The sequence below is a fragment of the Paenibacillus sp. GSMTC-2017 genome (genome assembly GCF_016019935.1).
Classification (GTDB): Bacteria; Bacillota; Bacilli; order Paenibacillales; family Paenibacillaceae; genus Pristimantibacillus.
This window is the reverse complement of sequence record NZ_JAECMT010000001.1, coordinates 389,336-402,406: the sequence shown is the minus strand read 5'-3', so window position 1 is coordinate 402,406 and position 13,071 is coordinate 389,336. Positions and strand designations below refer to the sequence as shown.

At 43.8% G+C, this 13,071-nt stretch carries 8 protein-coding genes; all 8 read left to right on the top strand.

From position 1 onward, the window contains the following. The first annotated feature begins 34 nt into the window (after positions 1-34). Positions 35-2,020, top strand: a complete 1,986-nt coding sequence (locus I6N90_RS01785; RefSeq protein WP_197933801.1) for a hypothetical protein — start codon at positions 35-37, stop codon at positions 2,018-2,020. A gap of 616 nt (positions 2,021-2,636) precedes the next feature. Next, positions 2,637-3,626, top strand: coding sequence for an AAA family ATPase (locus I6N90_RS01780; RefSeq protein ID WP_197933800.1), 990 nt, complete (start codon positions 2,637-2,639; stop codon positions 3,624-3,626). Beyond that, on the top strand, positions 3,623-4,669 hold the full coding sequence (locus I6N90_RS01775; protein WP_197933799.1) for a DUF58 domain-containing protein: 1,047 nt from the start codon (positions 3,623-3,625) through the stop codon (positions 4,667-4,669). Before I6N90_RS01780 ends, I6N90_RS01775 begins: the two co-directional genes overlap by 4 nt. Before the next feature lie 130 nt (positions 4,670-4,799). Further along, on the top strand, positions 4,800-6,812 hold the full coding sequence (locus I6N90_RS01770; protein ID WP_197933798.1) for a vWA domain-containing protein: 2,013 nt from the start codon (positions 4,800-4,802) through the stop codon (positions 6,810-6,812). Continuing rightward, entirely contained in the window at positions 6,796-9,750 is a 2,955-nt protein-coding gene (locus I6N90_RS25205) for a VWA domain-containing protein (protein ID WP_197933797.1), read from the top strand. The genes I6N90_RS01770 and I6N90_RS25205 overlap by 17 nt, the downstream gene beginning before the upstream one ends. An 81-nt stretch (positions 9,751-9,831) precedes the next feature. Next, positions 9,832-10,143: a rhodanese-like domain-containing protein gene (locus I6N90_RS01760; RefSeq protein ID WP_197933796.1), complete on the top strand. Its 312-nt coding sequence runs from the start codon at positions 9,832-9,834 to the stop codon at positions 10,141-10,143. Positions 10,144-10,402: 259 nt separating this feature from the next. Continuing rightward, positions 10,403-11,461 carry an adenosine deaminase gene (gene add, locus I6N90_RS01755; RefSeq protein ID WP_197933795.1) on the top strand — a complete coding sequence of 353 codons (1,059 nt, stop codon included), beginning with the start codon at positions 10,403-10,405 and terminating at the stop codon, positions 11,459-11,461. A gap of 33 nt (positions 11,462-11,494) precedes the next feature. Further along, on the top strand, positions 11,495-12,814 hold the full coding sequence (locus I6N90_RS01750; RefSeq protein WP_197933794.1) for a deoxyguanosinetriphosphate triphosphohydrolase family protein: 1,320 nt from the start codon (positions 11,495-11,497) through the stop codon (positions 12,812-12,814). Positions 12,815-13,071 lie beyond the last annotated feature (257 nt).

Here is a 13,071-nt window from a genome sequence, read left to right as displayed (position 1 = left end):
TTTTGTTTCAAAAAATGTTTAGGAGGGTTGCTTAGTGTCCAAAGAACCATTACACACTTATCTGAAGCCAGTTCGTATTCGATTGTCTTTGTTTAGATATGTTCGTTTAATGTCAAGAGGGATGTTAGGCGGAAGCTTAGCAGGAGCTTTTGTGTTAATAAGTAGCCGAATCTTCCCCCTCCTTTATGCAAAATGGTTTTTTGTTGCAGCAGTTTTTGCGGGTATTGCAATCGGATTGACTATCGGTGTATGGAAAAAGGTCTCCATCAAAGATGCAGCAAGAATGATGGATAAAAGCGGAACAGACGATGCTATTATGACAGCTCTTGATGGGTTAAAGGGTATGGAAAATAGAGAGCTGCATGTAAAAGGGATTGGAATTGGCACGAAAATAGATCAAAAGAAACATAAGAGTGTTGAATATGATGAAGAAAATAGTAATGAACATGAGGGTTTGGGAGAAAAAGCAAATCGGGAACTTGATAGTTCTGCGTATGAAAGAGAAGAATCTTTTATTGTGAAACTACAGCGGCAAGAAGCAGAAGAAGCTGCCAGACTATACGTCTTACATATTAACAATAAGCTGCCTTGGCCAGCTTGGCACAGTTGGAAAAAGATCGCTTATGGTGCAGTCACTATTTGGGTTGGAATAGTTATTATGCTTATCGTACCGAACCCGCTTGACGAACGTGCGGTAGCAATAGCTGCAGCGAACGATGCACTTAAACAACTCGAGCAAAAAGCTGAGAGGTTAACGGATGAGATCGCAACAACAAAGTTGCCTGAGGAAGCTAAGGAAGAACTTCTTAAGTCGATGGAAGAATTACAGAAAGAACTCACAGCATCAGGTAAAGATGCAGTTGAAACATTGGAGCAGTTAGCAGAGACGATGAAGCAACTAGAGCAAGCTGCCAATGAAGCTAAGCTTGCGACTGTAAGACTTGACGAAGCAGCGAAATCGATGAATGAGGAGCCTAGCTTGCGGCAGCTTGGAAATGCTCTACAGGATCATGATGCCGCTGCAATGGAGAAAGCGATCGACGAGCTTCGATCGCAGCTAAAAGAGCTTTCGCCAGCGGAGCGCGAAGCGCTGGCGGAGGCGTTGGAGCGGCTGGCGAATGAGCAGCCGCAAGAGGAGGGCGCCGCGAGCGAACTCGCCGCGGCGCTTGAGAAGGCGGCGCAGCAAGCTCGCGCCGCCGAAGATGAAGGGGCGGCTGAAGGCGAAGCCGCCCCGGAAGCTGGCAGCGACGGCGATGGTCTCGCCGAGCTGGAGAAAGCACTCGCCCGCGAATTGACGCAGGGCGAGCTAGAGCAGTTGGCCCGGTCATTGTCGGGCCAGATTAAGCAGAGCGGTGGCCAGCTTGCGCAGCAACTGGCTCAGAGCGGCGGCGCGGTGCCGCCATCATGGGCAAGCGCAGCAGCTGGCGGCGCTTCAAGTTCAGGCGGCTCAAGCGCTAGCGGCCAATCTGGCAGTTCCTCCGGTCAGAGTGGTGGACAGGGTGACGAATCTGGATCAGCTGGAGAGTCTGGCTCAGATGGCTCAAGCGGGGCAAGCCCTAGTCAGGGTGAAGGAAAGGGTGCTGGATCGGGACAAGGAAGTGCAGGTGGATCTGGCAGTGGATCTGGTTCGGGTAGTGGATCAGGGTCTGGGAGTGGAAGTGGTTCTGGAAGCGGAAGCGAGTCGGGTTCTGGCTCTGGAAGTGGCTCAGGGAGCGGAAGCGGGTTGGGTTCAGGACAAGGTAACGGAGCTGGCGTAGGTGTTGGAGACCGTAATCTAGTAACTACTCCACGGAGTATGGATGGTTCAGGCAATGTCCAGCAAGATGGTGGACCATCAACTGGTGGTGAGACTCAAACGGGCGGACAATCCCCTATGATCGATGGTACAACTCGTCCTTATGAAGAGGTATATAGCGAATATGCAGCTGAAGCAAAAGAGACACTTGGCCGATCACAACTACCAGCAAGCATGCAGGACAAAGTAAAGGAATATTTCGACGAAATCCAGCCGGATAGATAATACAACTGGTAAAAGTTCATTGTTATGAGCAACCTTTCATTGCTAGAAGTATTATTTCTTTATAATAACAACTTTTTTTCGATATTAGTTACTTTGCAACACTCATAGCAACATCTCTGTAGCTCATAGACCCATTTAAACCAACAAAGGTGAGATAGCCGCCACGACCAAGGTCAATACTTTCTCAAACTAAGCACATATTTACGCTTATTTTTGGATTTTGGTTTGTAATTTAGCGAACTAAGGACATAAATCCGCTTATTCTGATGTGTAGGCCTGTATTCTTATGTATTTAGCGCAAAAATCCACTTATTTTCATGGTCACTGATAAGTGGTGCAATCCGAAAAAATCGGGTTAAAAGCTAGCAAAGGAGCTCGCAGTAGCATCTAACCCGAAAAAGTCGGGTTAAAGCTCCGAAACGGAGCTCGCAGTAGCATCTAACCCGAAAAAGTCGGGTTAAAGCTCCGAAACGGAGCTCGTAGTAGCATCTAACCCGAAAAAGTCGGGCTACAGACAGTAACCCAGCTCACAACAACAAATAATCCCTTATTTTCGGGTGCACCAAAAAAGATATCAACTAGCTTGAATCCTATACCTGTTGGGAGGAAGTTCATTATGATTGAATCGAAGGAACAACTTCAGGATGCTGCTGCTAAGATTGCAGCGCTCAAGGAAGAGATTGGGCGAGTAATTGTCGGTCAATCTACTGTAGTAGAGCAACTGTTATGGTGTTTAATAGCGGGTGGTCATGCCTTACTCGAAGGTATACCTGGTCTCGGCAAAACGATGCTCGTACGTACGTTAGCGGACACCGTTGCACTGCAATTTTCACGTATTCAATTTACTCCCGATTTAATGCCGTCTGATATAACAGGAACGACGTTGATCGATTTTGGCGCACAGGGAGCAGCAGCGCAACGTTTTCAGCCTGGACCAATATTCGGAAATCTAGTATTAGCAGATGAAATTAATCGTGCGACGCCAAAAACGCAAAGTGCTTTATTAGAGGCGATGCAGGAAGGGACGGTAACTGCGGGTGGAGTAACTCACCAATTGCCGAAGCCTTTTTTTGTGCTTGCTACACAAAATCCGATTGAACAAGAAGGTACATATCCTTTACCAGAAGCTCAACTTGATAGATTTCTGCTTAAGATCGGGGTTGATTATCCGACGCGTGAAGAGCTTAAGGAGATTGTGTTACGTACAACATCCATTCATCAACCAAAATCAAAAGTTGTCATGAGTGGCAACGACCTAACCGAACTTCAACTTGTTGCAAAGCAACTATTAATAGCGGATGACGTTCTTGATTTGGCCCTGCAAATTGTTATGAAGACACATCCAAACGAAAATGACACTCCGGAAGACGTAAAACGTTTTGTTAGATTTGGAGCAGGCCCTCGTGCGTTGCAAGCGATAGTCTCTGTTAGCAAAGTTCGTGCATTAATGGCTGGAAAAATGCATGTATCATGGAATGATCTTCGTCATACGGCGTTGCCTGTTCTTCGGCACCGGATCGTTCTTAGCTATGAAGCACAAGCTCTTGGCGTGTCAACTGATGGGATTACAGAATCTATTCTTCAAAATATTGAGGCAAAAAGATGATGGACGACCATGTTGTCAGGAAGGAATCACCATCTTCATCTAATGCGAAAGTAGATGGTAACGATGCGTTAAAGCTACTATTTCCTGATATGTCGATACTAACTGCATTTGAGCCATTAAGAATTGCTGGTGGTAAGCGGGTAAGAGGAACGATGGCTGGCAAAAGACGTTCCCTTTCGTTAGGCGGTTCGCAAGAATTTGCAGATTATCGTCCATATACACCCGGAGACGATGTTCGGCGGATCGATTGGAATGTGTATGGTCGGACAGGAAGAGCTTATTTGCGCCAGTATTGGGATGAGCAAGAACTACATGTCCATATGTACGTCGATGTATCTCGTTCGATGGCTTTTTTGGGAGGGGCAAATGTAAGTAAAGTACAATATGCACTTCGACTAGCAGCCTGTATCGGTTATGCCGCGTTAAACGGGGATGACCGCTTGTCTATTAAGTTATTTGATAGCAATGGCGTAAAAGGTGAGCAATCAGGACTCCATGGCAGAGGCGCCTCTTTGAAGCTATTTCAGCATCTTGCAACTGAATATGATTCCCGATCTACTAACGCAGTTGATATAACTTCACATGAAGCCCCTTTAACAGTCAAGGAGATTCTCGGCAACGAGGGAGTACAAACGCAGGATATGTCCCTACCTTTCAGAATTCCAGGTACACTGCCTCGACGATCAGGTGTCACTTGGTTGTTCACTGACGCCATGTTCGAAGTTGGAATTGAAGCGACACTTGTTGCGTTAATGGCTGCAGGACAACATATTGTTCTTGTTCATATTTTGTCGCCGGAAGAAGTCAATCCAAGTTTAAGTGGAGAATTAAAACTTATAGATAGCGAATTAGGTACAGGTAAAGAAGTCGCTATTTCCGATCATCTCTTGCAAGAATACCGTTCAGCAGTGACCTCCTATCGGGAGGAATTAAAGCGGTTATGTGCGGAGAGAGGCGCATCTTATTTGTTTGTAGAGACAAACACGTCTATTAAGGATGTCATAAAAACGATGATGATAACCCCTAGCACTTTAGTGAAGTAGGCGTTTAGTTTTACGAGTCATCTAATAGAATCACAGCGATTGAATAATTGGAAATAAATGATATGAGTAAATAATTTACAGGAAGTTACTGGCGAAATAGCATCGTATTAAGCAGGAAGGAGGGGGTTGGGTGCAGTTTCTATCTATAGCATCCGCTTGGTTCGCTGTAGCGCTACCGGCTATTGCACTTATGTACATCTTGAAAAAAACGTATCAAAATACGGAAGTCGCAAGCCATATGCTTTGGCGAAAGCTACTTAAAGAGCAAGAAGCTAATCGACCCTGGCAAAAGCTGCGCAGCCGCTTGCTTCTTTTGCTGCAATTACTTGCTGCACTCATTATCGTTATAGCGTTGATGGAGCCTGTCATTTCGAAAAATGTGACTTCAATTGGGCATGCCGTACTTGTTGTAGATCGTTCAGCCAGTATGACAGCTATTTCCCAGATTTCTGCCCAAGATGGTGATGCGAATAAGGATGAAACGAATTTTCAACTTGCCATTCGATCTGCCATTAGCTGGATTGAAGAGCAGCCAAAGAATAGACCTATTTCTATTATCACTACAGGTGCGTTGCCAGAGACCATTGCTTCTAGAGTTAAGGATCATACTCTTTTGAAAAGGGAGCTTGAAGCGCTTAGTCCTCACTACGGATACGCCGATAATACGGCTGCACTGTCATTAGCTGACTCCCTTCATCATAGTGATGCGAAGAACGGTACTACTGTCTTGTTCACAGATGGCAAGTGGGTCGATGTGAAAGAAGCAAATGCACTGACATTGCATCGCCCAATTGAGATGGTCAAACTTGGCAAGGATGAAAGTACTAATAACGGAGCGATTTTAAGTTTTGGTATTAAATCTGATCGGGCAAATGCTGATCTAAACCAAGCAATTGTAACGATTCGTAATGATGGTAATAAAGAACAAAATTATTCGGTTGAAATTTATGCAAATGAGGGTGAAAAGGGCAGTAATAAGGTAGCTGAGCTAAGTGTAAAAGCTGCTCCAGGCGAGTGGCAAAGTGTACAAGCATCAGGATTACCCTATGCTGATTTTTATAAAGCGCAGTTGCTCCCTACTTCAGATGGCATCCAAACAGATAATGTTGCTTATCAGTTTCCAACTGTAGAGCGGGCTCGAAAAGTATTGCTCGTAACAGACGGCAATATGTTTTTAGAGAAAGCTCTTATACTTGCAGGAATACAGCCTGTAAAAATGAGCCCAGAAAGCGCTCCGCCGAGGGGTGGAAATATCGATTGGATTTTGTTAGATGGAGTAAACCATTCTTTATGGGCAGATAAGGAATGGACTAAGTTGCTTGAAGCTAAGCCACTATGGATCATCGATCATCCGGAGGAAGGGGCGACGACTTCGGCCGTTCCAGCACATTCTAACATTGAAATTAAAGATCATCCTGTTACCTCATACATCTCGTTTCAAGATACACATATAGGAAGATTTCATCTTCCGGGAATAGAAGCGACTAGCTGGGGGGAGGCAGTCATTACTTACGGTGAAGTACCAGCAATCTTTGCCGGAACGATTGGGGGAAATCCACGGCTTCGCTTCACATTTAAGTTGCAGGAAACGGATTTACCGCTTAGACCAGAGTTCCCTGTTCTAATTGTTCAAGCGGCTGAATGGATGAATGGCAGCACTTTGCAACAACTAGGTACAGCAACAGCTGGAGAGTGGATTGATATCCCATTATTAGCAGAGACGGCTACAGCGGAATGGGAAGAAGTGGAATGGTTAGGATCAGGGATATCACAAGAAAATGATCTTCTTTCTACGAATAAACAACTGGAACAAAATAGTGATCATTTGTATGAAGTACCGCCCATCCCTGGATTGTACCGCTTGATCGAAAGAGATGCGAACAAACAGCAACTTTCTAGTCGATATCTTTCTGTAACAGCGAATGCGGTAGAGTTAATGCCAGCACTAGATTCGGACGATCAATTGCGTTTAAGTTCAGTTGCTTCGACCACTGATAATGGAAATATAACAACCGAAGATGTAGGTTCAAATAAATCTTCTAAACCTCTCGTTCATCATTCCTTACAACTTTGGGCAGCTCTTCTCATTCTCATTATTATGTCAGTTGAATGGGGGGTGTATCGTCGTGGGCATTCAAGCTGAAGTACCATGGGTATTGCTTCTTTTACTTCCATGGGCTCTTTATATTTGGTGGATGATTAAACGAACACCTCGTTTGAATGGCACTAGGAAATGGGCAGTTATTGCAACTCGAGCGTTAATAACCTTTTTATTAATCGCTATTGCAGCGCAGCTTTATCCTTATCGTACAGTAGAGCAACGTAATATTGTGTTTCTCGCTGATCGTTCGGCAAGTATGAAGGGGCAAGAAAGAGTAGGGCAATGGATTGCTGAAGCTTGGGAGAAGAAGTCAGAAGATGATTATGGAGCCATTGTATCTACTGGCCTTCATGCAGTAGTAGATCGTCCACTGACGAAAGAGTCACTTGCCAGCAATGAGCAGTATACGTTCAGAACATCATTAAACGATTCATTTACTGATCTATCAAAAGGGCTTCAGCTGAGTAGCGCTATGCTTCGTGAGCAAGGTGGAGGCCGCATAGTACTTCTATCCGATGGGGCAGAAAATGCAGGTGATGCGCGTAGACAAGCAAGACTGTTACAAGATGCTGGAATTTCCGTAGATGTTGTGAATTTGGCTACGAAGCTTGAACAGGATACAGCAATTGATGAACTTCTTGTTCCTTTAACTTTGAAGCAAGGTGAAACATTTAACTTTGAACTAACAATTCAAAGCACATTTACAGGAGAAGCTGAGCTCCAATTATTCGAAGATAATAAGCAACTCTCTACGTCAAAGGTTCAACTGGAAAAAGGTGAAAACAGATTTGCACTTCAATCTGTTGCACTTGAATCGGGTTTTCATCGATTTCGTGCAGAAATTTTTGCAAACGGGGATGGACAAACAGCTAATAATTCAGCTTATGCATTCAGTCGGGTTAGTGGCCCTCCAGCTGTATTAATCGTAGAAGGTGTACCCGATTCTTCTGAAAATATAGAAGCAGCATTAACTGCTTCAGTCATCGCACATCAGACTATTGCACCAGAACAACTTTCGCAAGAGCTTGCCGAATATGCAGCCTATGACAGCATTATTCTTAATAACGTCTCTGCAACGAGAATAGCTAAGAAGCCGATGGAGTGGCTGTCAAAAGCGGTAGGTGATTATGGTGTTGGCCTCATGATGGTTGGAGGAGAAGAGAGCTTCGGACTTGGTGGATATTTTCAAACACCAATAGAACGTGCTCTTCCCGTCTATATGGATCTTCAAGGAAAAAAACAAATTCCTTCTCTTGGACTCGTTCTCGTAATCGATCGATCCGGGAGTATGTCAGACGGTAAGCTGGAGCTTGCAAAGGAAGCAGCGATGAGAACGGTAGAGCTACTGCGAGATGTAGATACTGTTGGTGTTGTTGCCTTTGATTCTGCACCTTGGTGGGTTGTAGAGCCGACAAAGCTTACTAAAAGAGATGAAGTATTGAAAAAAATTCAAAGTATTCAACCACAAGGTGGAACTGAAATTTATACAGCTTTGGAAGCCGGATATCAGGGATTGCTTAATCTGGAAGCTCAGCGCAAACATATGATTTTGTTAACGGATGGCCAGTCAGCGACGAACCTCAGTTATGATATCATTACGGATGCCATGAATGAAAATATGATGACATTATCTACTGTTGCAGTAGGTGAGGGCTCGGATGTAATGTTGCTGGAGAGTTTGGCGAAAGCAGCTAAAGGGCGGTTTTATTTTACAAAAGATCAGAGTACTTTACCTGCCATTTTCAGCCGAGAGACCGTATTAATGTCACGAACTTATATCGTTGATGGGACGATCACACCATCGATTGGTGATGGGGCAGATTGGCGCTCGCTCTGGAAGGATGGGGCACCAAATTTACAAGCTTATATTGCTACTACTCCAAAGGAAATGGCCGAAGTAGCACTATGGTCACCAGATGGTGATCCACTACTAGCTAGGTGGACATATGGATCGGGGCGGTCCATTGCGTGGACGAGTGATTTGACGGGCAAATGGTCACCAGACTGGGTTAAATGGGGATCATTTCCGAAAATATTTGCTGAATGGGTGAAATGGACATTCCCTGAGTTCGATCGATCACCCTATAGCATTAAAGCAGAAGTAGAAGGTGGTGATGGTAAGCTCATCGTTGAGTCTACTGGTGAAGATTATGCTACAGGTAATGGGGCTGGACTTTGGGCTGGTCTACAAAATGAAGATAGTTTAAGTCCGCTGAAGCGGTTAATGCCTGTTGCACCGGGGCGTTATGAAGCTCAGCTAGATGTTGTAAAGCCTGGAGCTTATTTAGCTCAAATTGGTATGCCTAACGATGCGAATAATGCGACTAGTATAAATGGTGGAACGACGGCAGGTTTTGTTATACCATATTCCCCAGAGTACCGAATTGGGGATGAGGAAGGTCCGGAACTATTAAAAGGACTAGCTTCTTCAACAAATGGCAGAGAGCTTGGATGGGAAGATGCAGGTAAAAGTTACTCCTTTGAGCCTTTGAAAAATCGAGTTCCATTTGATTGGACGCGGGAACTATTAGTCATTGTTCTGCTCCTTTGGCTCTTGGACATTGCTTTAAGGCGGCTGTCTTTACCGTGGCATCGGATCTCTACCGTTATTACAGCACCATTTAGTCGTTTACAACGTAGTCAAACGGGAATTGCTCCGCCAAATATTGAATCAACAACTGCATTAACTAGAATGAAGAAACGAGCGGAGGAGAGGAACCGCTTTTATGGTAACGATTCTTCTAACGAACAGCGAGATAAGTCACAAATGGGAACGCCACCTAGTGTGGCAACAATTCCACCTAGCGGGAAGTTCAAAGAACGTGATTTGTTATCAACTTCCTCAAATGTGAACAACTCTGCGGATCAGAGATTGAGCGCGAATGATGTTCAGTCCAAGCCAGAAGTTCAGAGTTCAACACCTACAGATAGGACAGTAAGTCGATTGCTGGCTGCAAAAAACAAAAACAATAAGTTATGATGGAGTTAACATAGACTTTCATCTTGCAACACGTTACAATGCTTTCTATCAGCTATAATTTTTTTGAAAGGTGTTGGACATATGTATCGGGAAATGACAGCCTCGGAGCTGCACGATCAGCTTAAGCAAGGTGTTAAATTAAATTTGATTGACGTTCGTGAGCAAGACGAGTGGGAAGATGGTCATATCGAACAAGCTCGTTTCATTCCATTGTCAGAATTTCAAGCTCGTGCACATGAAGTTCATGATGTCGAAGGAGAAGTCGTGTTCATTTGTAGAAGCGGCGGAAGAAGCGGCAAAGTATGTGACTTTTTGAGCTTACAAGGCTTTGATGTTGTTAACGTAACTGGTGGAATGTTGGCATGGCCAGGCGAAGTTGTTGAAGGTAAATAAATGATTAATTAGTGAAAAGCGGGAAAGGGCAAATGATGCCTTTATCCCGCTTTTTGCATGTATGAACTTGGCAAATAGATAAAATTTTCAGGAAGGTACTTCCATTGTAATCGCAATTCATATTGCGGGCATATTAAAGTTGTTTACATTGAAGATTCATATGGTATATAGTAGTCCATAAAAATAAAAAATGCGATTGCTCAAAGCAACGTAGCGTACTTAGAAGCGCGGACAGCATGAACTAGGAGATGGATAATAAATGGAAATCAATACAAATCGTATTCAAGCTTTGCCGAAGGTTGACCTTCATCTACATTTAGACGGAAGTGTGAAGCCGGAGACATTAATTGATATAGCACGTGAAAGTGGTGCAACATTACCAGTGTGGGAGCCCGAAAAGCTGGCTCCATACATGAAAGTTAAAGGAGAATGTAAGAGTTTAGCCGAATATTTGGACAAGTTTCATTTTGTAGGCGAGTTCCTACATACAGCTACTGCGCTTGAACGAGTTGCATACGAGCTAGTTAGTCAAGCAAATGATCAAAACTGTACGTATATCGAAGTTCGCTTCGCTCCACAGTTACATCGTAACAATGGGTTGTCATTAGATGAAGTTATTCAGCATGTTCGAAATGGATTGCAACGCGGGGAAGAGACATTTGGTGTGCGAGCTCGCATTATTGTTATTTGTTTGCGTGGACATTCCGAAGAGATGAACGCTGAAGCAATTGAAGTAGCTGGTCGTTTCTTAGGTAAAGGTGTTGTTGCAGTTGACTTAGCTGGAGCAGAGGCTGCTTTCCCTCCTGAACAATTTGAACATATTTTTTCAAGAGCTGTTGAGCTAGGTCTACCAATTACCATTCATGCAGGTGAGGCTTTAGGCGCTCCGAGTGTGGAGATTGCAGTAAACAAGCTTGGTGCAACAAGAATCGGACATGGCGTACGGATGAGGGAAGATGCGTCTGTTATGGAATTGATTAAAAGCAAGCACATTCCACTCGAACTATGTCCAATTAGTAATATACAGACGAAAGCAGTAGATAGCTGGGAAGATTACCCGCTTAGAGACTATTTCGACAAAGGTTTCTTAGTAACAGTTAATACGGATAACTTGACGGTGTCAGACACGACAATTACGAAGGAATACGAAATGCTGCAGAAGCATCTACATTTTACGGATGAAGAGATTTGCAAGCTTGTGATGAATGGCGTAAATGCGGCATTCCTTCTAGGGGAAGAAAAGGATAAGCTTCGTTCTGAGATGGAACTTAAGCTTTCACAGTGGTTGAAGTCATACGCACCTTCTACTACTGCATGATCTAGCGCAATATTATGGGAATAGGTGAAACTAATGAACATTCGTAAACTTAGACTTGATGGTACAGACAACACACATTCGAGTGAAGACAGAGACGAATATGAAAAGGATTATGCTAGACTCATTCAATCACCTGCATTCCGCAGATTGCAAGGTAAATCGCAAGTGTTCGGCGCAGGTTCAGGCGATTATTATCGCACACGGTTAACACACTCACTAGAAGTTTCACAAATTGCACGAGAGGTAGCGAGAAGGCTTAACAAAACCTACCCATTTCTAGCGACAAACGAGCACCCAGGATTAAAAATTGTACCTGAGGTTGTAGAATGTGCTTCTTTGGCACATGACCTCGGTCATCCTCCATTTGGTCATAAAGGTGAACATGTTCTTGACGAGATTTTGCGTAAGGGTTATGGCTTGCCTTATGAAGGAAATGCTCAAAATTTCCGGATATTGATGTTTCTAGAGAAGCGAGCAGGTAGTGATAGAGGGCTAAATTTGAGTGCTGCTGTATTGCTCGCAGTTAATAAATACCCATTTAGTCTTGAAGAGCCCGGCCGTATGAAGGGTGTTTATCCGATGGAATGGCAGGGTATCGATTATTTAAGAGGTTTATGGGGTATGCCGAAAGGATGTAGCACACTCGAAGCGCAATTGATGGATCTATGTGACGATATCGCCTACTCTACCCATGATATTGAAGATGGAATTCGCGCGGGCAAAATACAGCTTACAGAAGACTTTTTTGAGGATGACCGTCTTGTTGATGGGGTCGTTCAAGAAATTATAAATGACCCTGCAAGCATGGAAGCCGTACACTGGGAACAGACGGATTTGAACGTAATGGTCAAACGAATTTTGGACAACTATTATAGGGAATGGAAGTCAATTTACCATCAATACGGCAGAGAAAGTTCCCGTACTAGGCGTGAGATGAAAGCTAGATGGGTGAGCAAATTTGCGAATCAAGTGGGCATTATCGATGATCCAAGAACGGGATGGAAACGTGTAACCTTTGTAAAAGACGGTGCAGAAGATTTCGAGCTTCTGCGTACGATGGAAATTTTGAAGAAGTTAGCTTGGGTAACTCTAATTAAAGACTTCCGAGTTCAGCGTCTGCAAAAGCGGAGCGAAAATATGTTGCAACGGCTTTGGGATAGTCTTAGTCATTATGAGACAGGTCGACTGATTTTACCACATAACTGGGTTGTAAGATATGAGCGCCAAAGGGCTGAATGGCCTTGGGAGCGTCTTGTCGCGGATTATATTGCTGGGATGACAGATTCCTATGCAGAGAAAATGTATACGGAGTTGTTCGCGAGTCGTTCAGGTTCTATCTATGAGCGTGATTAACTGTCGATAGTGCTATATAAAACATAATAGATATATGCAATTGTATATTTGTATTTCATTTTTTAAAAATATCGGCTTACGAAAAAAGCAGTTCATCCTCAACTGAGGGTGGACTGCTTTCGCTCTATTAACTTCATTAATTGTTTGTACGTGCTTCGTTATATTAGATATTTGCTATAATTGTTACTAAAATTGACCCAGTTATCAGCTAATGTACTTGTGTATGAGGTTATAATTAATTAAGCACTTTTTAAAGG